Origin of the sequence: Amylibacter sp. IMCC11727 (genome assembly GCF_029854195.1) — a bacterium.
In the GTDB taxonomy this organism is placed as follows: domain Bacteria; phylum Pseudomonadota; class Alphaproteobacteria; order Rhodobacterales; family Rhodobacteraceae; genus Amylibacter.
In genome coordinates this window covers 1,510,383-1,532,688 of the sequence record NZ_CP122960.1, presented here as the reverse complement: position 1 = coordinate 1,532,688, position 22,306 = coordinate 1,510,383, and the positions used below count along the sequence as shown (strand labels likewise).

The 22,306-nt window shown below is 53.8% G+C and carries 20 protein-coding genes; 8 read left to right on the top strand and 12 right to left on the bottom strand.

Going from position 1 to position 22,306, the window contains the following annotated elements:
- Nucleotides 1-40 precede the first annotated feature (40 nt).
- From QBD29_RS07780 to QBD29_RS07760, 5 genes are all read right to left on the bottom strand, one after another.
- The gene (locus tag QBD29_RS07780; protein WP_280100735.1) at nucleotides 41-1,477 is read right to left on the bottom strand and encodes an NAD-dependent succinate-semialdehyde dehydrogenase; all 1,437 of its coding nucleotides are present in this window, start codon (nucleotides 1,475-1,477) and stop codon (nucleotides 41-43) included.
- Between the two features lie 120 nt (nucleotides 1,478-1,597).
- Nucleotides 1,598-3,217 carry an alkaline phosphatase family protein gene (locus QBD29_RS07775; RefSeq protein WP_280100734.1) on the bottom strand — a complete coding sequence of 540 codons (1,620 nt, stop codon included), beginning with the start codon at nucleotides 3,215-3,217 and terminating at the stop codon, nucleotides 1,598-1,600.
- Nucleotides 3,218-3,252: 35 nt separating this feature from the next.
- Nucleotides 3,253-4,449: a kynureninase gene (gene kynU, locus QBD29_RS07770; protein WP_280100733.1), complete on the bottom strand. Its 1,197-nt coding sequence runs from the start codon at nucleotides 4,447-4,449 to the stop codon at nucleotides 3,253-3,255.
- Nucleotides 4,450-4,511: 62 nt separating this feature from the next.
- Nucleotides 4,512-5,054: a 3-hydroxyanthranilate 3,4-dioxygenase gene (locus QBD29_RS07765; protein ID WP_280100732.1), complete on the bottom strand. Its 543-nt coding sequence runs from the start codon at nucleotides 5,052-5,054 to the stop codon at nucleotides 4,512-4,514.
- A 100-nt stretch (nucleotides 5,055-5,154) separates the two neighbouring features.
- On the bottom strand, nucleotides 5,155-6,108 hold the full coding sequence (locus tag QBD29_RS07760) for a dihydrodipicolinate synthase family protein (RefSeq protein ID WP_280100731.1): 954 nt from the start codon (nucleotides 6,106-6,108) through the stop codon (nucleotides 5,155-5,157).
- A gap of 160 nt (nucleotides 6,109-6,268) precedes the next feature.
- Here QBD29_RS07760 and QBD29_RS07755 point away from each other — a divergent pair, with 160 nt between their 5' ends.
- Together QBD29_RS07755 and QBD29_RS07750 are read left to right on the top strand one after the other, a co-directional pair.
- A complete protein-coding gene (locus QBD29_RS07755; RefSeq protein WP_280100730.1) occupies nucleotides 6,269-7,045 on the top strand; it encodes an aspartate dehydrogenase in 777 nt (258 codons plus the stop codon).
- Between the two features lie 9 nt (nucleotides 7,046-7,054).
- Complete coding sequence (locus QBD29_RS07750) at nucleotides 7,055-7,999, top strand: LysR substrate-binding domain-containing protein (RefSeq protein ID WP_280100729.1); 945 nt, start codon at nucleotides 7,055-7,057, stop codon at nucleotides 7,997-7,999.
- A gap of 8 nt (nucleotides 8,000-8,007) precedes the next feature.
- On the opposite strand, the gene QBD29_RS07745 is transcribed toward QBD29_RS07750, so the two are convergent.
- The 3 genes from QBD29_RS07745 to QBD29_RS07735 are packed head-to-tail and all read right to left on the bottom strand — an operon-like array spanning nucleotide 8,008 to nucleotide 11,648.
- Nucleotides 8,008-9,162 (bottom strand): SRPBCC family protein, encoded by a 1,155-nt coding sequence (locus QBD29_RS07745; RefSeq protein WP_280100728.1) that lies wholly within the window; start codon nucleotides 9,160-9,162, stop codon nucleotides 8,008-8,010.
- Between the two features lie 26 nt (nucleotides 9,163-9,188).
- Nucleotides 9,189-10,139, bottom strand: a complete 951-nt coding sequence (locus tag QBD29_RS07740) for a nitronate monooxygenase (protein ID WP_280100727.1) — start codon at nucleotides 10,137-10,139, stop codon at nucleotides 9,189-9,191.
- A 6-nt stretch (nucleotides 10,140-10,145) separates the two neighbouring features.
- A complete protein-coding gene (locus tag QBD29_RS07735; RefSeq protein ID WP_280100726.1) occupies nucleotides 10,146-11,648 on the bottom strand; it encodes an AMP-binding protein in 1,503 nt (500 codons plus the stop codon).
- 198 nt (nucleotides 11,649-11,846) lie between these two features.
- Here QBD29_RS07735 and QBD29_RS07730 point away from each other — a divergent pair, with 198 nt between their 5' ends.
- Genes QBD29_RS07730 through QBD29_RS07720 form a run of 3 tightly spaced genes read left to right on the top strand, consistent with a single transcriptional unit; the run spans nucleotide 11,847 to nucleotide 15,317 of the window.
- Nucleotides 11,847-13,451, top strand: a complete 1,605-nt coding sequence (locus QBD29_RS07730; protein ID WP_280100725.1) for a GMC family oxidoreductase — start codon at nucleotides 11,847-11,849, stop codon at nucleotides 13,449-13,451.
- 11 nt (nucleotides 13,452-13,462) lie between these two features.
- Nucleotides 13,463-13,891, top strand: a complete 429-nt coding sequence (locus tag QBD29_RS07725) for a hypothetical protein (protein WP_280100724.1) — start codon at nucleotides 13,463-13,465, stop codon at nucleotides 13,889-13,891.
- Nucleotides 13,892-13,895: 4 nt separating this feature from the next.
- Nucleotides 13,896-15,317 (top strand): FAD-binding oxidoreductase, encoded by a 1,422-nt coding sequence (locus tag QBD29_RS07720; protein WP_280100938.1) that lies wholly within the window; start codon nucleotides 13,896-13,898, stop codon nucleotides 15,315-15,317.
- Nucleotides 15,318-15,370: 53 nt separating this feature from the next.
- On the opposite strand, the gene QBD29_RS07715 is transcribed toward QBD29_RS07720, so the two are convergent.
- The 3 genes from QBD29_RS07715 to QBD29_RS07705 form a co-directional block, all read right to left on the bottom strand.
- Nucleotides 15,371-16,192, bottom strand: coding sequence for an alpha/beta hydrolase (locus QBD29_RS07715; protein WP_280100723.1), 822 nt, complete (start codon nucleotides 16,190-16,192; stop codon nucleotides 15,371-15,373).
- Nucleotides 16,193-16,298: 106 nt separating this feature from the next.
- Nucleotides 16,299-16,763 carry a cupin domain-containing protein gene (locus tag QBD29_RS07710; protein WP_280100722.1) on the bottom strand — a complete coding sequence of 155 codons (465 nt, stop codon included), beginning with the start codon at nucleotides 16,761-16,763 and terminating at the stop codon, nucleotides 16,299-16,301.
- Nucleotides 16,760-18,463 (bottom strand): alkaline phosphatase family protein, encoded by a 1,704-nt coding sequence (locus QBD29_RS07705; RefSeq protein WP_280100721.1) that lies wholly within the window; start codon nucleotides 18,461-18,463, stop codon nucleotides 16,760-16,762. The genes QBD29_RS07710 and QBD29_RS07705 overlap by 4 nt, the downstream gene beginning before the upstream one ends.
- Nucleotides 18,464-18,726: 263 nt before the next feature.
- Between QBD29_RS07705 and QBD29_RS07700 the strand changes: the two genes are divergently transcribed.
- Genes QBD29_RS07700 through QBD29_RS07690 form a run of 3 tightly spaced genes read left to right on the top strand, consistent with a single transcriptional unit; the run spans nucleotide 18,727 to nucleotide 21,334 of the window.
- Entirely contained in the window at nucleotides 18,727-20,046 is a 1,320-nt protein-coding gene (locus tag QBD29_RS07700; RefSeq protein WP_280100720.1) for an SRPBCC family protein, read from the top strand.
- On the top strand, nucleotides 20,043-20,555 hold the full coding sequence (locus QBD29_RS07695) for an aromatic-ring-hydroxylating dioxygenase subunit beta (protein ID WP_280100719.1): 513 nt from the start codon (nucleotides 20,043-20,045) through the stop codon (nucleotides 20,553-20,555). Before QBD29_RS07700 ends, QBD29_RS07695 begins: the two co-directional genes overlap by 4 nt.
- Entirely contained in the window at nucleotides 20,555-21,334 is a 780-nt protein-coding gene (locus QBD29_RS07690) for an SDR family oxidoreductase (protein WP_280100718.1), read from the top strand. The genes QBD29_RS07695 and QBD29_RS07690 overlap by 1 nt, the downstream gene beginning before the upstream one ends.
- On the opposite strand, the gene QBD29_RS07685 is transcribed toward QBD29_RS07690, so the two are convergent.
- Nucleotides 21,331-22,281, bottom strand: a complete 951-nt coding sequence (locus QBD29_RS07685) for a LysR family transcriptional regulator (RefSeq protein WP_280100717.1) — start codon at nucleotides 22,279-22,281, stop codon at nucleotides 21,331-21,333. The two genes, QBD29_RS07690 and QBD29_RS07685, sit on opposite strands and share 4 nt — an antisense overlap.
- Nucleotides 22,282-22,306 lie beyond the last annotated feature (25 nt).

Sequence of the window (22,306 nt, the reverse complement as noted above, 5' to 3'; positions counted from 1 at the left end):
GCGCCCTAAGAACAGCCGCAATTCTGTGACGCTTTGGCCCTTACACGATGTCCATGCTGTGAGAGATATTCTTCACGTAGGTATAGTTGTGCAGCCCTTCGGTTCCGCCTTCGCGGCCATAGCCACTGGACTTTACCCCGCCAAAAGGTGTTTCAGGCAAAGAGGCTTCGAGTGTGTTGAAGGACACGTTACCCGCTTCGATACCTTCAGACATTTGATCAATGTAATCGGCGCGATTGGTGAACCCGTAGGCCGCGAGGCCGAACGGCACGGAGTTGGCTTTTTCGATGGCTTCTTCCAGTGAGGACACGGGGTTTATCACAGCGAGTGGGCCAAAGGGTTCTTCCTGCATCACGCGGGCGTTGTCTGGAACATTTGTCAGCACTGTGGGCTGGAAGAAGTAGCCCGCACCGTCCATCCCTGCCCCACCCGTTGCAACAGTGGCGCCTTTGCTGCGGGCGTCCTCAACCAATTCGGTGAGCATTGGGACGCGGCGATCATTGGCGAGCGGGCCCATTTCAGTACCCTCTGTTGTGCCATCCCCAACCACGGTGGCGGCGGCCCGTTCGACGAAGGTTTTGACGTATTCATCAAAGATGTTTTCATGCACAAAGAACCGTGTTGGTGAGGTACACACCTGCCCTGCGTTGCGCATTTTGCGTACTGCACCACTGATCGCGGCCTTTTGGACATCGGTGTCTTCGCAGACAATAACGGGTGCGTGCCCGCCGAGTTCCATCAGAACGGGTGTCATATGTTCAGAAGCCAGCGTTGTAAGTTGTCGGCCAATGGCGGTGGAGCCTGTAAAGGCCACAAGACGCACGGATTCTTGGCGGATCAGATAATCCGAGATCATGGCGGGTTTGCCGAACACGAGATTCAACACACCATCGGGCAGACCAGCATCGTGGAAGGCTTTGACAATGTGCATGGCCCCTGCAGGTGTTTCTTCGGCGGCTTTGAGAATAATAGAGCAGCCTGAGGCAATGGCCCCTGCGATTTTACGGGCGGGTTGGCTCATGGGGAAATTCCACGGGGACAATCCAGCAACAACGCCAAGGGGACGATGATGAACTGTGTATTTTGTGCCCGTTGCAGATGGGATAACACGCCCATAAAGACGCGTGGCTTCGCCTGCGTCCCATTCAAAGAACTCGCATCCGCGAATGACTTCTAGGCGGGCTTGAGTGAGCGGTTTGCCGTGTTCTGCGGTTATGGATTGTGCGATTTCTTCTTGGCGTTCCCGTAACAATGCCGCTGCACGCATCAACACATCTGCACGATCCCGAGGGGCTGTGTTGCGCCAGATTTCAAATCCCTTTTCCGCCGCTGCAACCGCATCTTGCAGGTCGGACAATCCAGCAACGGGCAAACGCCCGATTTCTTGTTCTGTGGCGGGGTTCACAACGGGCATATCTTCCGCTGTTTTGCGCCATTTGCCATCAATATACAGGTGTAGATCAGGATAAGCGTGCATGTGAGTCCTCGCAGTTTTGTGGTTGGCTGAATGTGGCATTCGCCGTACAGTGCGTTCAACCAGAATGGGCAAATACAGCTATCGCAAACTTGGATATCTGTGGTTTGGGTGTCTTTTTTGTTAGTAATTCAGGTGGCCAACTTGGTGGATTTCAGCCTCGTCCGCGTCGTCCCAGACGCCGATATAGATACCTGCGCGGGCTTCTGAGCCGAACTCTGCTTTGATAGCCGTATCTGACATGGTTACGCGTGTGTGGTGCTTTAAAGCCCAGTCCAAAAGGTGAGCTTTGAGGCGAGCGATGATGGGTTCTGATGCGGGATCCGCGCCGATATCGTTGAATTCGTCGGGGTCGGATTTCAGATCATAGAGTATGGGACGCATGCCTTCGATATGGATCAGCTTGTATCGGCCATCATACACCATTTGTGTGCGGCAATCGGATACAGGCAGATCAAGATCAAGCCGAGCCATGCGGGTGGAAAAATCGTATTCGGATATGATGTAATCGCGTAAGGGGTGGTCCTCGCCTTGCAAAATTGGCATGAGGGAGTGGCCTTCGACGATGTGGTTTGGAACCTCGCCACCGCAATATTCGATAAAAGTTGGCAGCAGGTCGATGGCTTCGACCAGCGTGTCATTGACTGTGCCGCGTGTTGCATCGCTTTGGTCTGACGGGTCCATGACAATCAGTGGGACTTTGACGGAACAGTCGTGGTAGAGGTCCTTTTCGCCGAGCCAATGATCGCCCAAATAGTCCCCATGATCCGATGTGAACACGATAAGAGTGTTTTTGTCCTGCCCAATGGCCTGCAAGTGATCGCGCAGGCGGCCGATATGATCGTCGATTTGGGAGATTAAGCCCATGTAAACGGGGATAACCCGCTCGCGCACTTCGGATTTGTTGAACACGGTGCAAACGCGGGAGTTTTGGATGGCCGCCATGAATGGGTGGGCATCCGTGCGTTCCTGTTCGGATCGCTTGACAGGCAGAATGTCATCTGCGCTGTACATATCGTGATACGGCGCGGAGGCCACATAGGGCCAATGAGGTTTGATGTAGCTGAGGTGCAGGCACCACGGATCATCCCCCGCATCATCAATAAATTCGATGGCGCGGTCGGTGGTATAAGCAGTTTCGCTGTCTTCTTCGGGGCATTTGGCGGGGCGGTTTGCATGGGTCATGTGCCATGCGGACAAAGCCTCGCCATCGTCGCCTTCGGGGGCATTTGCCCAGCTTTCCCATGGGCTGTCGCCATTCATGCCTTTGTTGCGCAGGTAATCATTGTAATGGGACGGTGCGCGCCCCTTGGCGGGGTGAACCCCGTCGAGCCGATCCCACAATTCAAAGCCACCCTGAGCCACCAGTTTGCCCGTTTCAGAATTAGGATCAATGCCCGCGCGGGCCATGCCAGCGGTATCTGCCACTACGTGGCTTTTGCCACAAAGCGCGGTTCGAATACCCAAGGGGCGCAGATGATCGCCGATGCCCATTTCCCCAAGACGCAAGGGAAAGGAATTCCAAGTGGAGCCGTGACTGCGGGAATAGCGGCCTGTGTAGGCGCTCATCCGGCTGGGGCCACAGACGGGAGATTGCACATAGGCGTTGGTGAAGCGAACGCCCTGCCCTGCCAAAGCGTCGATGTTCGGCGTGCGCAGCGTGGGGTGCCCATAGCACCCCAGATAATCAAACCGAAGTTGATCGCACATGATGAACAAGATGTTTGGCTTTTGCTTGGTCACGCTGTGGTCTTTCTGTTTGGGCTGCTGGCGTTGGTTTAGGTGACGCGGGACCGGTGCTGGAACTTATCCTGTTTCCAGATGCCTCCGTTCAAGATTTTTTCCATTGTATCCACGGCCTTGAGGATATCATCGCGGCCGATGAACAGCGGCGTGATGCCAAAGCGCATGACGTCTGGTTCGCGGTAATCGCCGATCACACCATTGGCGATCATGGCCTGCATCAGCGGATAGCTGTGTTCAAAGCGGAAAGCCACGTGCGCGCCACGTTGTTCTGCATTGCGTGGGCCTGCGAAGGTTACGCCTTTGCAGCGTTTTTCAACCTCGGCGATCATCAGTTCGGAGAGTTCGATGGATTTTGCGCGCATGTCATTCATGTCCACATGATCCCAAACGTCGAGCGCAGCTGCCAACAATGAAAACGCCGCAATGGATGGTGTGCCGATGCGCATACGGTCGATCTTGTTCGGCATGGGGCGGAACTCTGTGTCAAAAGCAAAAGGTGCTTCGTGGCCGTACCAACCAGACAAGGCAGGTTCCACATCAGCCAGCAGACGTTCTGCCACATAGATAAAGGCGGGTGCCCCTGGACCTGCATTGAGGTATTTATAAGTACAGCCAACCGCGAAATCGACGTTCGTGCCGCCAACGTCTACAGGAACAGCACCGATGGAATGGGCTAGGTCCCAAACAACCACCGCGCCGACGGAATGCGCTTTGTCGATGATGGCTTTCATGTCGTGTTTGCGGCCTGTGCGGTAATCCACTTCGGTCAGCATGACCACGGCGACCTGATCGTTGATCGCGTCCATCACCTGTTCTGGTTCTGGAATTTGCAGGGAATAGCCCTTGTCTTTAAGCTTCATCAGCCCTTGGACCATGTAGAGGTCTGTGGGGAAGTTGCCGTTATCAGACAGGATCACCTTGCGGTCTGGCACCATCGACAGGGCCGAAGACACCGCTTGAAACACTTTAATTGAAAGTGTGTCGCTGACCACCGTTGTGCCAGCAGGTGCGCCGATCAATTTGCCGACCCGATCCCCCAAGGTGTTGGTTTGCATGAACCAATCTTTGGTGTTCCAGCCGCGGATCAGCTCCGTGCGCCATTCATCCATCAAAAAGGAATTCATCGCATCAGGGGCCGCTTTGGGCATGGGGCCAAGCGAGTTGCCATTCAAGTAGATCAGCCCTTCTGGCAGATCGAACATGGCGCGGGTTTTGTTGAAATCTGTCATCGGGTCGCTCAATTCTTGTCTGTGTTAACTGTTGTTCTGCTGTGGTGCCGCCGCGGGCGTCGTTAAAGCGTGACCCAGCCTTCTGGGGGTTCTTTGCCAGGATGGACAACGCCGCAATTTGGGCATGTACGATCTTCTTCGGAGGCGTAGAATTTTTCGTACACGGGCGGGAGGTCTTTGACGATAGAGGTCAATTGCATTTCAGCTCGGTACACCAACGAGCTGCACTCAAAGCAATACCATTCGATGGCGTCAAATTCGCCTTTTTGGCGTTTGGGTTCGATCACCAGACCGATAGAGCCTTCTTGGGGGCGCTGCGGGGAATGACGCACGTGCGGCGGCAGCAAAAAGATCTCGCCTTCGCGGATCGGCACATCATAAAACTCTTTCCCGTCATAGAGCTTCAGCACCATGTCGCCTTCGAGTTGGTAAAAGAACTCTTCAACAGGGTCGTCGTGGTAATCGGTGCGTTTGTTCGGCCCGCCCACAACTGTAACCATCAAATCCGCATCTTCCCAGATTTGCTGATTGCCAACAGGTGGCTTGAGCAAGTGGCGATGCTCATCAATCCACTTTTGAAAATTGAATGCTGCGAGTCGTGACATGGAAACCTCCGTTTTATCCAAAGTGTCGCCAGCAATGGTTATAATTGCAAACAATATTGCTAAATTTGGCTATTTGGAAAGTGAATAGCCAAATCAGCGATCAAAGCTTTAGTCCACAGGTTTCAAAGGCGGCGCGCACGTCGGATTTTTCGGCCTCTGTCAGTTCTAGCATTGGATGGCGCACTGTGCCGCCCACCTGCCCCAGCAGCGTTTGCCAGTATTTGCCGTGAGCCGTTGGTTTACCCGCTGGTTTTGAGCGCAAAATGGCGTCTCGTACGGGGTCAAGGCTGTCGCGAACCTTACGCGCTTGATCGAATTTCCCAGCAAAAGCCAATTCAGTGTATTCGTGCATGCGCAAATCATTTGCGGTTTGAATTTGATAGGGCGGCGAAGAACACAGGTACAACTGCCATCCCAGCTCTTCTATATTGTCCAGCCAATCGGGTTCAGCGGATGTGGAGACCAGAATTTTGTCCCCTGCCATTTCGGTCAAGCGTTTGTACATGTCGCGCGGTACGGAGTATTTCACGGCCATGATGTTTGGCAGTTCTGCGATCCGTGCGCAAGTTTCAGGCTCCATCAAGTAACCACTGTCGGGGTGGCTCCACATGGCGATACCGATGTCCAAACGATCACATAGGTATTTGTAATAGTTGTACAAAACCTCATCGCGGTCATGACAAAAGCTGAGCATGGGTGCATGGACAACAACATAGTCCGCGCCGCAGTCCTGTGCGTGGCGACCCAATTCCAGAACGGTTTCTACGTTTTGATCCGAGATGGACATGATCGTGCCCGCTTTGTCGCCGCATTCATTGGCGGCGATGGTCATGTTGTTTTTGCGCTCCTGCAAAGACATGGACCAGAATTCGCCCTGTTTGCCCGCAACAAACAATCCTTGAATGCCCAGATCATCAATCCAGTGGCGGATGTTTTTGCGCAAGCCTGCCTCGTCAAAATTGTGCTGATCGTCAAAGGGGTTCAACGCAGCGGCCCAAATTCCGCGCATTGTGTCACGTGAATATTCTTTGGCTTGGTGTTTTTCGTATTTCATGGCGTTTCCCCTGATGGGCCGCAAATATCGCGGACTTTGCGTGGTTAACACCAAAGTGCGGGCATAAAATCCAGCGCAATCGTGCCAATTTGGATATTCGTAAATGGTATATCCAATGGAAACCAATTCAGATAATGATGACGAAAAAAGGACTCTGTGAATGAAAATTGGACTGATCGGCGAAGGCGCAATTGGGCAATATGTCCGCGAAACCTTGTCTGGGCTAGGATTGGCACCTGTGGTGACGCTGGTTCGCGCGGCGCGACTGAATGAAGGGGCGGCGGCACAAAAAGTAGCATCGGTGAATGATTTGCCATCTGATCTGGATTTGGTGATTGATTGTGCGGGGCACTCGGCATTGGTCGAACATGGGCCCGCTGTTTTGCAGCGTGGATTTGATTTGGTTACTGTGTCTGTGGGGGCGTTGGCGGATCCTGATTTACTGGATACCCTAGAACGCGCGGCCCAGTCGAGTGGTGCGCGTTTGGTGCTGGCAAGTGGTGCTATTGGGGCGCTCGATTGTTTGCAAAGTGCGCGGGTCGGCGGGCTGGATGAGGTCACATATGTGGGGCGCAAACCGCCGATGGGGTGGAAAGGGTCCCCTGCTGAGGGCAAGTTGGACCTTGCCGCGCTGACAACGGCCACAGAGCATTTTTCAGGAACCGCCCGACAGGCAGCGCTGGAATACCCAAAGAACGCCAATGTGGCAGCGGCGGTGGCGATGGCAGGCACGGGATTTGATCAAACCAAAGTTCGGCTGTTGGCGGACCCAGCGGTCACGGCCAATATTCACGAAATCCATGCAAGGGGTGCTTTTGGCAGCTTTAGCTTTCAAATCCAAGGCAACCCCCTGCCCGACAATCCGCGCAGTTCGGCGCTGGCGGCGATGAGCGTGGTTGCCAGTGTTCTGCGCGAACGTGCGGCGATTTCAGTTTAGGATTAACGGATGGCAAACCAACATTCCCGCATTGTCGAACGCGCGTTAACACGGCTGAAGCTGCGTCAGTTACGATTGCTGATCGCAGTTGGGCAACACGGCAATATCCAGAGTGCGGCGGCAGATTTGGGGATTTCACAGCCAGCGGCGACAAAGATGATCCAAGAGCTGGAGCTAGATTTTGAGGTTAAATTGTTTCGCCGCACCAACCGCGGCGCGATTCCCACGGTTTTTGGAGAATCCCTTATTCGTCATGGAAAGCTGATCTTTGCGCAAGTGTCCCACGCGGCGCAGGAATTGGATGATCTGAACCAAGGCAACAGTGGGCGGGTGGTGATTGGCACGTTGCTGGCGGCGTCTTCGTCATTGTTGCCACAAGCGATTGAAACAGTGTTGCGCACACGACCCAATGTGATGGTCAAGGTGATCGAAGGCACAAATGATGCGTTGATGCCTGCCTTGCTGTCAGGGGAGATCGACATGGTGTTGGGCCGACTGCCAAACCTGCGGCACCGGTCAAAAATCGTGCAGGAAAAGCTGTTTAGTGAAAAGGTGCTAGCGGTCGCTGGTCCGCAGCATCCTTTGGCGGGAAAAACGGGTGTAACCTTTGATGATTTGAAGCCATCAACTTGGATTTTGCCCCCTGTTGAAACCACCTTGCGGCGGCAAGTGGATCAGTATTTCATCAAGCAGGATCAATATGCCCCCGCCATCGCGATAGAATCCGTTTCGTTTCTGACCAATCGCGCATTGCTGCGCGCGCATGAATTTATCGGCCTGATGCCAGAACATGTGCCATCGCTTGATCTGGAGAACGGGTTGTTAACGCGGATTGATTGGGACGTGCCGTTTGGAGCGGGATCGGTTGGTGTGTCCCATCGAGGGGCTGAATCCCTGTCCCCCGCCAGTGCCGCCTTTTTAGAGGCATTGCGCACGGCGGCAGAGGCGTTTTAAGGCATGGGTTAGGCTGTTAATCGCCCTTCCAGAGCATCATGAATGGCTTTGGTTCCAAGGTGCAGGCCAATTTCATAGCGACCAAACAGGAATTCAGTGTTTGCCCCTGTGCTTAACCCCTTTTGGATGTTCTCGCCGATTTCAAAATCTTCGTTAAAGACGGTGCGAATAACGTTGTAATTCTTTTCCCAATAGTTCTGCGCTTTTTCAGTTTGCGGGGCTTCGGGGATCAGCATCATACATTTGAAGATACAGGTATCCACGCCCGTTGGGATGATCGTGTGAATGTAGACATGATCCGTCATGACCTGCACGTAATTACAGGGAAACACGTAATTTTGCGTCATGAAATAGGGGCGATGCACCCAGTCTTCGGGCGCTTTGTCTTTCAGTTCCACAACTGTTGGCAAAGGCACAGAATGGCGCACGTGGGGGTATTTATCTGTCCACACACTTTGATTGTCGAGGTAAGCGGAACAGGCGGTGTGTTCGTGCGCGCCGCAGAAATGGTAGGATTCTTGGAACCCTTCGAGCGCCAAATGCCAGTTCATTTTGCGGTCCAACGACCAAGATTTGAAAATCGTGTGGTTTTCAAGGCCGAGTGAGGACAACTGTTCGGCCATTGGGGCGATCCAAGCATCCAGATCCAGTGGGGCATCGCCAACAGAAGGACGCACCCAGATCAGGCCAAATCGTTCAAAAGCAGGAAGTGCCACAAGGCCCAGCGCCTTTTTGTCGATATCGCCAAACCCTGCAGCCTGTGGCAAGCCGCGCAGGTTGCCGTTCAGATCGTATGTCCATTTGTGATAGGGGCAAGAAAAGGTTCTGGATTTCCCGCATTCGCTGTCTGTGAGGCGGGCGCCGCGATGGCGGCAGACGTTCATGAAGGCTTTGACCTCGCCTTCGTTGTTGCGCGTGACCAGAATGGGCAGGCCAAGATCATCGTTGGTGAAATAGGAACCTGCTTCGGGCAGTTGTTCGCTGTGGCCCAGAATAATCGGAAACTTGCGAAACAGCGTTTCAACCTCGCGGGCCAGCACATCAGGGTCTGTGTAGGTGGTGACAGGATTGCGCATCAGTTCGGGCTGCATATCCGTCGTACCATCTTCAGTATGTTGCAAAATGGATGTGATGATGGCCGTTTCTTCGGTGCTGATGCTCATTTTCTTCGATCCGTCTTTGGCTAATTTTACAGATAGCGACTGCCATTGCGTTGATCCGCAACGGCTTGAGTGTACTCTGCGATGAGAGTGGCGACAACGTCTGCGATGGTTTCAGGCTGGGTGATTGCGCCAACCCCTTGTCCCGCGCTCCAGACATGTTTCCATGCTTTTGATCCTTCGTGCATGTCGCCCGAGAAATCCAATTTGGCAGCGTTTTGCATATCTTCAATCGAAATCCCCGCGGCTTCGATGCTGCCGCGCATCCAATTTCCAAGCGCTCCTGTTATCGCGCGGGATGCGATAAGGTCTTCCATCGTGCTGTTCCAAACCATTTCGCGGTAGGCTTGATTGATCATGGTTTCCTGTGTGGCCAGAAACCGTGTGCCGAGATAGGCGAAATCCACGCCAAGGTTTTCAACCGCGCGAATGGCGCGGCCTGTGCCGATGCCACCACCAACGATCAATGGTCCATCGAAAAAGCTGCGGACTTCTTCGACAAAAGGCAACATGGCGTATTCGCCTGTGTGCCCCCCTGCCCCTGAACAGACCAAAACCAAACCATCTGCCCCTTTGTCGAGCGCTTTGCGGGCGAATTTTGGGGATGTTACATCGGCAAAAACCAGACCGCCGTAATTGTGAACCTGTTGCGTTACGCGGTGTGGGCCACCCAATGCCGTGATAACCAAGTCAGGTTTGAATTCTTCAACCAGCGCGATCTCTTCGTCAAAGCGGCCATAGCTGGTGTGGGTGATCATATTAAACGCCCAAGGCGCATCATCAGGGCCGATGTTTTGAGTGATTTGGGTCAACCAATTGCGCAGATCATCGCTGGTGCGGGCATTGGGACCTGGGAAAGAGCCCATAACACCTGCTTTGCACGCAGCGATCACGGTTTCTGGGTTGGACACAAGAAACATAGGCGCACAAATAGCAGGTAGCGCAAGACCGTTTTTGATCTTTTCGATTCTGGGTTCCATTGCGTGTTACCCTTCGACCTTGAGGCTGTTTTGCAGTTTTGCGCGATCCACCTTGCCTGCCGCGGTCAGCGGCATTTCGGGCAGGATATTGACTGCCGTCGGACGTTTGTAGGCGATGAGATTCTCGTCGCAGAACGCGGCGATTTCGCTAGGGTTTGCGTCCGAGCGCAGCGTGACAAAGGCTACGGGCAATTCGCCTTTGCGCTCGTCTGCTTTTGCAACAACGCAGGCCCCTGAAATGGCGGGATGGGTGAGCAACAACTCTTCCACTTCGCGGGGGAAGACATTGAAACCACCCACAAAAATGACGTTCTTTTTGCGATCCGTGATCGTGAGGAAGCCTTCGTCATCGAGCGTGCCGATATCACCCGTGTAGACATAGCCGTGGCGTAGAGCGATTGCCGTTTCTTCGGGGTTGCCCGTATAGCCTGTCATCATATGTGGCCCTTTGGTGCGGATTTCCCCCGCTTCCCCCGTGGGCAAAACCGTGTCGCCTGTTTCCAGATCAACGATTTCGATCACGGAGCCAGGCACGGCTTTGCCAGCCGAGCCGGGCTTTACACCGTAGGCTTCAGTATTGATCGAAATTGGTGCGATTTCGGTCATGCCATAGCCTTCGTAGATTTTCAGGCCTGTGGCGGCTTCCCAGCGGCGATGGACATCCAGCGGGAACGGCGCCCCACCCCCTGGGCAGATGCGCAAATTCGGGAACTTTGTTGATGCGAATTTGGTCGACGCCATAATCCCTTGGTAAATTGCTGGGGGGCCGCCACCAAAAATCGTAACGTTTTCTTCGAGCAACATGTCTACGATCAAATCTGGTTGAAACCGTTCAGGGATCACAACTGCGCCTGCATTGATGATCGGATTGGTCAGGCCCATCAGAAAGCCATAAATATGCGTAAACGGAGCCACAGGGAGCCAGATTTCCGCCTCTGCAGTGCGCCAGCCCCAATCGCCGAGTTCCATTGTTGCCACAATCGACGCATTGGTATGGGGCACCTGTTTTGGCAAACCAGTCGTGCCGCCTGAATACAGAATGGCGGCGATGTCTTGTGCCGTGCCTTCATCAACAAGCGCGTCGAGATCAACAGGTTTAATCATGCCCTGAAGGTCCGCATCTTGCAAAATTCGTGTGCGCGTTCCGCCGAGGTTGCGATCTGATATCACTACGGCAGCGTTCAAATCGCTGAGCAGTTTCGTCAACGTGGCTTCGGGATGCCCGTGATTGATCAAAGCGGGTTTTCCCCCTGCAAAAAGGATCGCAAAATAGGCAATGAAGAACGCGCTGGAATTCGGGAGAATAATAGCAACAGGCCGACCTTGCACATTTGGGCGCAATTCATCCGCCAGCGTTTGTATCGCCCCTGCCGCCTGTCCATAGGTCAGTGCGCAATCAGTGCTTTTGCAATAAGGCGCGTTGGGGGCGTTTTGCACAGTTGCTTTAAAAACGCCGGCAACTGTTTCAGAGTTGAGCTTCCAGCCTGTATCGGTGTCTTGGTTGGCCAATGTTGGGTCTTTCGTCTTGTTTTTGTGCGGAAATCCTATTGGACACTATCAAAGTCGGTATCGCAACATCAATTCAAATGTTCAAAGTTCAGGTAATGAACCTTACGTATTTTGCGGATCTATCTGGGGCATTTATTTTGACAGTGCAGTCTAAGTGCCGTCATGATGGGGGTGGCTAAAGGGCCGTGAGGGACCAGTATGGCACAAGATTCAGTGGACGTTTTGATTATCGGCGCAGGGGCGTCGGGCGCGGCGGTGGCCTGGAGCCTTGCCGATACGCGGATGCGGATTGTGTGCTTTGAACAAGGGGGAACGCCGAACCCTGAACAGTTTCCAACCACGGGTCGAGATTGGGAAGCTCGCCGATTAGGAGATTTCGCGTTGAGTCCAAACCAGCGCAATTCGGCCGCGGATTACCCGATCAATGATGATGCTTCCCCAATCAAGGTGAGCAATTTCAACGGCGTGGGAGGTGGTACGGTTTTATACGCGGCGCATTTCCCGCGTTTTCATCCATCGGATTTTAAACTGCGCAGCTTGGACGGGGTCGCGGATGATTGGCCTGTGGATTACGCCACTCTAGAACCGTTCTTCGCAGAGAATGACACCATGATGGGGGTGTCGGGTTTGGCGGGTGATCCTGCCTATCCAGAAGGTAAGTCACCCCCGATGCCCCCAGCCCCGATGGGGCGATCTGGACGCAAGCTCGGTGAAGCGTTCAACGCGCGGGGCTGGCATTGGTGGCCTTGTGATTTGGCGATTGCCACAAAAGAGTACGAGGGTCGGGCCAAGTGCATCAATCTGGGCGCCTGTATCAGCGGCTGTGCGCAGGGGGCGAAAGGGTCTGTGGATATCACCTATTGGCCAGAGGCGCAGCGCAAGGGTGTGGAATTGCGCACAGGATGCCGCGTGCGTGAAGTGTCGGTTGGCGATGACGGCATGGCGACGGGCGTGGTGTATTTTGATGAAAACGGGGTGGAACAATTTCAGGCGGCTCATGTGGTGGTGATAGCCAGCAATGGGATTGGCACGCCACGGTTGCTGTTAAACTCCACATCGAAACTGTTTCCTGATGGACTGGCCAACAGCAGTGGTTTGGTGGGAAAGAACCTGATGTTTCATCCTTATGCCAGTATTCAGGGCGTGTTCGACGACCCTCTAGACGGGCACAACGGACCACACAAAAGCATTCTGAGCCAGCAGTTTTACGAAACCGATTCTACCCGTGGGTTTGTACGCGGCTATACGTTTGAAACATCGCGCGGCATGGGGCCTGTAGGAACGGCAATGGCGGGCATGGGGTGGGGAGTGATCCCTTGGGGCGCGGATCACCACGCCGCATTTCGCAGTTTACAAGATCGGGTCACAAGCCTGTTTGCCATCTGTGAAGACCTGCCAGAAGAACATAATTGCGTCACGCTCGACCCTGAACTGACCGACAGCAACGGCATCCCTGCCCCGCGCATTTCCTATACGTTGAGCGAGAACAGCAAAGCCATGATGGCCCATGCGATTGAGCGCGGGACAGAGGTGATGCAAAGCGCGGGTGCGCGGCATGTGGAAACCGCAGCACCAATTGAACTGGCAGGGTGGCATCAATTGGGTACAGCGCGGATGGGCAAGGACCCCGCCCAATCAGTTGTGAATCCGTGGGGGCGATCCCATGATGTGCGCAATCTGTTTATCGTTGATGGCAGTATTTTTGTGACCAGCGGCGGGGTAAACCCGACGAGCACCTTGCAGGCGCTGGCGCTGTATATTGCAGATCAAATGAAACAGCGTCTTGCCAATTTGTTTGATTGAGAGAGATCGAGATGAGCACCGAAGAAATGAACATCTTTTCCGTTGAGGAGCAAAACGCGTTGCGGGCGTTGGTGGGCCATATCATCCCTGCCAGCAAAGATTATAATCAACCAAGTGCGAGCGATCCTGTAATTTTTCGCGATATTTTGACGAGTGGTGCCGCTTTGCGGGATAGATTGGCAGGTGCATTGGCGTCGTTAACCAGCGGTCATGATGTGACCTTGCAAAGGGCATTGGCGTTTCGGGATGCCTTCCCTACCGAAGCCGAGATGATTCAGGTTCTGGTGGCACAATGCTATTACCGAGATGATCGGGTTATGAGGGCGCTGGATATTGAGGTGCGCGCGCCGTTTCCTCATGGTTACGAACAGGAACCAAACGATCTGTCACTGCTTGATCCCGTGCGGGCGCGCGGCGCAATCTATCGCAAGGCGGATTGATTTGATGCAGCCCTTGGACACACAACTCATTTCAAAGCTGCGCAGCGTTCTGGGGGATGCGGGGCTGTTGATCGGTGAGAATGTTGATCCGCGCTATCACACCGATCCGCGCGGTGTTGGTGATGTGCGCCCCGCTGTGGTGATGCGTCCAGCCTCTACGGATGAATTGTCACGCGCGATGTCCCAGTGTTTTGCCGCTACGCAACCGATTGTGGTGCAAGGAGGACTGACTGGTTTAGTGGTGGGTGCGCGGCCACAGCACGGTGAATTTGCCGTTTCGCTGGAGCGGATGAACCAGATTGAGCAGATTGATCCCAAGGCAGGCACGATCACCGTTCAGGCAGGTGTGGCGTTACAAACCATTCAAGAGGCTGCGGACGCTGTGGACATGGTGTATCCGCTGGATTTGGGAGCGCGTGGGTCGGCCACAATTGGAGGCAACCTGTCCACCAATGCGGGGGGAAATCGGGTGATCCGTTACGGGATGACACGAGACCTTACCCTTGGGTTGGAGGCTGTTTTGGCCGATGGCACGGTGATCAACAGTTTAAACGGGTATTTAAAAAACAACACGGGCTATGACCTAAAGCAGATGTTTATCGGCAGTGAGGGCACGCTTGGCCTGATCACCCGTGCAACCTTGAGACTGTATCCAAAGCCAAAAACGCAGGTTGTGGCGTTTTGCGCGGTGGATCGTTTTGATGCCGTCTCCGATTTGATGATTCACATGCGTGCGGGGCTTGGTGCGGATTTGAGCGCGTTTGAGGTGGTTTGGTCGAAAACCTATGACGCGATCCTGCGCGAAGTTGCGAGCGTCAAAGCTCCCGTCCCTGCGGGCCATGGGTTTTATGTGTTGGTGGAAATGATGGGGTCGGACCCGACCACGGATAACGACAAGTTTGAAACCTGTTTGGAGCAGGCGATGGAGCGGGGTTTGATCGTGGATGCGGTTGTGTCCCGATCACATGCAGAAATTGCAGCGCTGTGGGATGTGCGTGATGGCATGGCCGAAGCCATGGGCAAACAACAGCCAGCGGTTGGATTTGATATCAGTTTGGCCGTGGATGATATGAAGACCCTAGAAGACGAATTGCTGAGGCGATTGCAAGCCGCATTAGGGAATGTGCGTCTGTATATCGGGGGGCATTTGGCGGATGGGAATCTGCATCTGGTTGCCAAAACCACCGATGACGGCCCCCAACCTCGCGACCAAATTCAAGACATCGTTTATGGATATGTGGCAGAGGTTGGCGGGTCCATTTCTGCGGAGCATGGAATTGGCCTGTTGAAAAAGGGTTACCTCGGGCAAAACCGCACGGATGCAGAGATGGCGTTAATGCGTAGGATGAAACGGGCGCTCGACCCAAAGAACCTGTTAAACCCTGACCGGGTGTTCACGCTGCATGAAAATGACGATATTGCCTAGGGCCTATGGGCAATCATCTCGCGCTGCGAGGGCGAAGTGATTATCCACCGGAGCTAGTCTTTTCCAAGCAAATTCAATGTAATAGCGCTGTCTGGCTGGCAGAGCCCTTCGATCACCGTGAAGTGGTTGTGATCCCCGTCGATGACACAGCGGGCTGGCATATCCAACCCCTGCCACATCTGCGCCATTAGTTTTGATTGTCGGATGAATTCTGGACGTTCCCCGCCCCCAACATAACAGCAATAAGGAACGGCGCGTACAGGGCGATGCAAGGCTGCGCTTTCAAGTTTGGCCTCCTCCTCGTCCAGATGCAGCACGTCATTCATAGCCGTGTGCATCAATGGGCGGAGGTCGTGCAGGCCGCTGATGGATTGCACGGCTTGGATCCGCGATAAAACATCTGCGTCCAAGGGCGTGTCATCGCAGATCATTCTGCTGGCCAGGTGGCCCCCTGCGGAATGGCCTGTGATCCGGATTGGGCCCGCAACTTGGGCGGCGGCGCATGAAATCGCACGGGCGATTTGGGTTGTCATATGGCTGATGCGGGCATCTGGGGCCAAGGTGTAGCTTGGCATACAGACCGCCCAGCCATTGGCGCGAGCGCCTTCGGCAAAGTCGGTCCAGAAGGATTTGTCGAGGCGCATCCAAAAACCGCCATGGATAAACACAACCAATCCTTTTGGCGTGCCGTCTGGCCAGATCAGATCAAATTTTTCGCGGGGATGTTCGCCATAAGGCACATCTTCATCAATCTTCACCCCTCCGCTGCGATACGCGGCGGCGCGATCTGTCCACATTTGAGGCAGTTTTTCTGATCCAGCAATATGCGCCATGTTGGCAAAGGCGTCATCCCAGTCTTGGATAGGGTCGAGCATAGTGTTTCCTAACGCAGTCCCGAAAAACCGATCACGGTTTTAGGGCAATAGATGGAAGCCAAGGTAGATACAGTGGCTCGGTTAAATGGTGCATCCTCGTTAGGAGTTACTTCATCCCCAAGATGTCAGCAGCCCGTTGAGGTGGCAAAAAATTCACTTCGTAATTTGGCGATACGGCGACGACCTCGTCTGGGCGAGACATGTTGTGCAGTTTGCGAAACAGATCAACCAACTTACCAGTTGGCGTCACCCAGAACACGCAGTTCACGTTGTGGCCTGTGTTGTTAAAAATACCATGCGGGATGCCGCGGGGCATACAGACCAAATCCCCAGTGTTTGCGTGTACGTGTTCGCCATCCAGAACCAGATCTAGTTCACCAGACAGCACATGGATGTATTCGTCTTGTGTGGGATGGATATGTGGGGGGACAAAGGTTTCAGGGGGCAGCAGTGCGTGCCAGCTGAAGCAATCTTCGGTGACGGATTTGGGTGTGTAGACTTGTCCCATGATGTTCCAATGGACACCATCAATGCCTTCGCCTTTGCGTTGGATACCGGGTTTAAGGCTCATGTCTTTTCCTTATCTTGGTTGCGCCGCAGCAGTTTATTTAGGGTTGGGGCAAGCAGCGGATTGGCATTGGCCAGTCGTTTGCCCCACTTATTTTTGATCGCGTCTTTCAGCTCTTCTTCGTCCCAATACCCAATAAGGATACCGTTTTCCCCGATACGATCTTGAATATCGGTTCCTTCAATGGCGCCATCCGCAATCGTGTTGCGTTGCCGGGGTTTGCGGGCCCATTCAAAAAGGGCTTCGTGCAGGTCTGCGCGAATGTCGCTGTAGGCAGGATCATCGCCCAGATCGATCAGTTCATTTGGGTCTTCTTGTAAATCATAAAGCATGGGGCGGAATTTTTCCGCATGGATATATTTGTATCGTCCATCAAAAATCATCCGCAACCAGCAGTCCCGAGCGGACATATCCAGCGAAATGCGCGGTTCAATAAACGAGTAGTCGTATTCCGAAATCACATAGCGGCGCGGGTCTTTTTTGCGCGTGCCATGCAGCGTATCCATGAGGGAATGCCCATCCATGATGTGTGGAACGGGCGTGCCGTCGAACAGTTCCAGAAATGTTGGCGCCAGATCAATTGCTTCGACCAAATCCGTATTTAGAGTTCCGCGCGTTGCATCCGCCTTTGACGAGGGGTCATAGATGATTAAGGGGATGCGCAGAGATTCTTCGTGGAACAGGTCTTTTTCGCCCATCCAGTGATCGCCCAGATAATCCCCGTGATCAGACGTGAACACGATCATAGTGTCGTCCGCAATGCCGCGATCTTCGAGGTGTTTAAACAAGCGACCCATTTGATCGTCGATCTGTTTGATCAGGCCCATATAAGCGGGAATGACCCTTTCACGCACGTCATCGCGCGAGAAAGATTTGCTGACGCGGCGGTCCATGAAAGCTTCAAAAATCGGGTGCGCGTCTTCGCGTTCTGCTTCGCTCCGATTGGCGGGTGGCACGTCATCGGGGCCATACATGCTGGCGTAAGGTTCAGGAACGATATAGGGCCAGTGTGGTTTGATGTAACTGACATGGGCCACCCATGGCTGGTCTGAGTGATTTTCAATCGCATCGTCGATAAAATCCATCGCGCGTGTGGTGATGTAGGGTGTTTCTGACAATGGGTCGGGAACACGCGCAGGGCGGTCGGCGTATTTCAGGAACCACCCAGATAAAAGATCGCCATCATCGCCTTCTGCCGCGTTTGCATATTCTTCCCACGGATTTTTGGCGTCCAAGCCCTGTTCGCGCGCATAATCATTGTAGCGGGGATTGGGTTCGTGCCCCGAATAGGGGTGGATACCATCATCCCGTTCAAACGGGTCAAAACCGCATTCAGAAATGCGCACACCGATTGGGCTGGTTGGATCAATGCCCAGCCGAGACATGCCCATCGCATCAGCCCGCATATGGGTTTTGCCGATCAGAACGGAGCGTACCCCCATTGGGCGCAAATAATCGCCAATGGTCATTTCCCCTGCTTTGATAGGCACAAAGTTCCAGCTGGCCCCATGGGCATGAACATAGCGCCCCGTATAGCTCGACATACGTGACGCACCGCACACGGGGGATTGTACATAGGCACGATCATATCGAACGCCCCGCTTGGCAAGCGCATCAATGTTGGGCGTATGCAAACGCGGATGCCCATAACAGCTGAGATAATCCCACCGCAGTTGGTCACACATAATCCATAATACGTTCATCGCATTCTTCCCCGTCTTTGGAGCAAAGCGCGTTGTGTGGATGTGCCACACAAGAATTTCGCACAGTGATCCATTGCTTCAGCCGTCGCTGGAATAGCCTTTTGAACCAATGTGTCTGTAGAGATGCAAGAACCGATTTCATTTGATCGTGCCACGGGCGCGAGGAATATCACAAATTATTGGGACAAATTTCCGCTTGGCACGTGTCCTTGAGACAAGACATACTGGCAAAAAGCACGTCACCAGAGCGAAGGAGCCAAGATTTGGAACAGGGCGCACATCCGCATTTTGATCATTTGATTGATCTGACAAAGGGTGAAATCAATCGGAGCATTTTTTCTGACCCTGCGATTTACCAGCAGGAGTTGAAACAGATTTTTGCGCGGTGCTGGCTGTTTCTTGGGCATGAAACTCAACTGCCAGAGGAAAATGATTTCTTCACAGCTTACATGGGCGAGGACCCCGTGATTGTGACGCGCCATTCGGGTGGCCAGATCGGGGCGTTTTTGAATATGTGCCGACATCGTGGCAATCGGGTGTGCCGTGCGGACAGTGGCAATCAACGCATGTTCACCTGTCCGTTTCACGGTTGGACCTTTGCCAACAATGGCAATTTGAAAACTGTGCCTGGATACAAACAAGTCTATCATGAAAAGCTGGATATGGAGAGCCACGGGTTGGTTCCTGTGGCCCAGATCGACAGCTATAAGGGCATGATTTTTGCCACGTTTGATGCCTCTGCCCCATCGCTTGAGGATTACCTTGGCGATATGGCGTGGTATTTGGATATGGCGGTGGATCGGCGGGAAGGCGGAATCGTGTTTTTGCCCGGAACCCATAAGTGGCGGATCAAATGCAATTGGAAGTTCCCCGTCGATAACTTTATCGGCGACAGCTACCACGGCCCTGTCAGCCACGGTTCTGCGTGGGAGAGCGGATTTGAAGGCATGCCACGGCGCAAAAAGGGCTATGGCTATGAGGGATTTCAGATCAATGCAGGCAACGGACATGGGTTTGGGGCCCGCTGGGCAGAAAACGAAGAACAGGTTTATGAAATGGCCCTGCCAGAGTTTTTGGCCTATGAACAGGATCGTTTTCCTGAAACACACGCGCGTTTAGGGGATTTGCGCGGTATGCACCTCAGCCCGATGCACGCGTCCATTTTCCCGAATTTTTCGATGCTTTGGCAATCTGGGAATATGCGGGTCTGGCACCCACGTGGTGTGAATGAAACCGAGGGCTGGTCGTGGTGTTTTGTGGACAAAAAGGCAGACCAGGATCACCGTGACATGGTGCGCATTCATGATCTGCAACGGCACGGCACGTCGGGTACATGGGAACAGGACGATGTGGACAACTGGGTGCAATCGACGTTGTCGAGCCGTGGATATGTGGGGCGACAGTTCACGCAAAACTTATCCATGGGTATGGACCATGAAATCGAAGACCCGACATCCATTCACCCCGATATGCGGGGCCGCGTGGCTGGATTTCAGAACGAAATTAACCAGCGCCAGTTGTATGCGCGGTGGGCGCACTTGATGGACGGGGATGCACCCGTTGTACAGGGGGCAACAGCATGAGCCGAAACATAGACATCTGGTTTTCGATAACCCAGTTTTACAGCCGCGAAGCACGGTATTTGGACGATCTGGAGTTTGACAAATGGATCGGGTTAATGGCTCCTGATTTGCGTTATTGGATGCCGATTGTGTCTAATCGTATTGGGCGGGGCATCGGGTCTGAACTGACCGAACGTGGGCATCTTGCGCATTTTGAAGATGATTTTGAAAGCATGCGCAACCGTGTGAAACGCCTTGCTACGGGGCGGGCATGGGCGGAAACGCCACCAGGGCGAACGAACCATATGGTGTCGAACGTTGAAGTTGACGGGCAAGAGGACGGGCTTACCCACGTGACGTCCAAGTTTTTGATTTACCGATCCCACATGGAAACGGATCAAGAGGTGTTTTCAGGTACACGCAAGGATGTGTTGCGGGCCGATGAAGACACGGATTGGAAGATTGTGGATCGGACCATCATTCTGGATCATGCGGTTTTGACGCAGAAATCGTTGGGGATCTTTTTCTGATGCGTGTAACCTTGGACGGTGTCGCCGTTGTGACGGGTGGCGGAAACGGGATTGGCGCAGCCATGACAGAGATGCTGTCGCAAGCAGGGGCGCAGGTGGCTGTGGTTGATATCGATGGCACTGCGGCGCAGCGGGTTGCGCAGGCAGTTGGCGGCACTGGATACGCCTGTGATGTGGCGGATGAGGCAGGCGTTGTGGAAACGGCCAAGCGCATTTCGACCGAAATGGGCGCACCGCGATATTTGGTAAACAATGCTGGAGTGGTGTCACGTCCGGGCCAGCCGTTTACAGACAATACAGAAGAAGATTGGGATCGCACCTTTGCAACCAATGTGAAAGGGGCCGCCTTTTGGGCGGGCGCTTTGCGCGATGGGTTGATTGCACGTGAGGGCCACATTGTGAATGTAACGTCGATCACGGGCGTTATCGCGGCCCCGTTTATGCCGCCCTACTCCGTATCCAAATCTGCAGCCAATGGATTGACCCGCGTGCTGGCGCGGCAATTTGCTAAGGATAAGGTCAGCGTCAATGCTATTGCCCCAGGCTTCGTTTGGTCCCCTTTGTGGGAGGATTTGGGCGAAGTGATGGCTATTGCGTCCGACGGGGCGCAAGGGGGCACAGCACAAGAGGTGTTTGATGGGCGCATTCGCGACCTTGTGCCCATGGGTCGACCACAAAGCCCAGAGGATATTGCAGCGCTGGCAGTGTTTTTGTGTTCCCCGTTTGCGTCCAACATTACAGGCCAAATCATTGGCGTGGATGGCGGAATCACGATTTAAGACCGCCAAACGGCGGCACGGCCCTTTTGTTCAATTTGGTTGGCGAGGCCCTGAAACTCGTGTTCAAGATAACGACGGAACCGCGATACCGCAGGGCGCATGGGGCGATCCTTGTGCCAAACAAGGCCGAGCGCGCGTTCAGGATGTTCCAGTTTGACCGGAAGCGTCGTGACAAGGTTGGTGTGACTTTGCATGAACACAACCGAATAGGGCAAAACGGTTAGGGAATCTGAGCCAGCAATGATGCTGAGGATTGAGGCAAGAGAACCGCCGGTAAAACTCACTCGGAAATCGGAAATGCCGATGGTGTCGAGCGCGGCACGCAAATCAGCGTAGAGCGGGCTGCCTGCGGGCGGCGCGATCCACGGAAAAGTGGAAATGTCTTCGAGGTTAAATGCAGACTTGCGCGCCAAAGGGTGCGCTGGCGAACAGGCAATAACATTTCGTCCCCGTAGCAAAGGTTTAAATGTTAGGTTTTCAGGCACGGCATCAGGGCGCACAGGACAAATGGCAAGGTCGATACGGCCCGCGTTCAGTTGTTCTGCAAGATCATCAAGATATCCATAGCTCTGTTGGAATGTAACTTGAGGAAAGGCCCCCTGAAACGACGCAATCATATTGGCAATCACACCATCCATAAAGATCGGCGTGCCTGCGATGCGCGCCATGCCCGATTTACCCCCTGAATACTGGTTGACTGCCTGCCCTGCCCGTTCCCCCGCTTGGGCGATGATGCGGCCTTGTTCCGCCAATGACAGGCACAGTTCGGTGGGGCGCAAGGGCCGTTTACCCTTTTCAAACAGGCGAAACCCTAACCGTGCCTCTAGTGCTGCAACCGTGCGCGATACGCTGGGTTGCGATTTGTTAAGGGCGGCGGCTCCTTCGCTCAAACCGCCTGATTCAATGATTGCTGACAGAATTTGGAGGTGATTGGGGTCTATTTTCATAACTTAATGTTATATTAAATGCGTA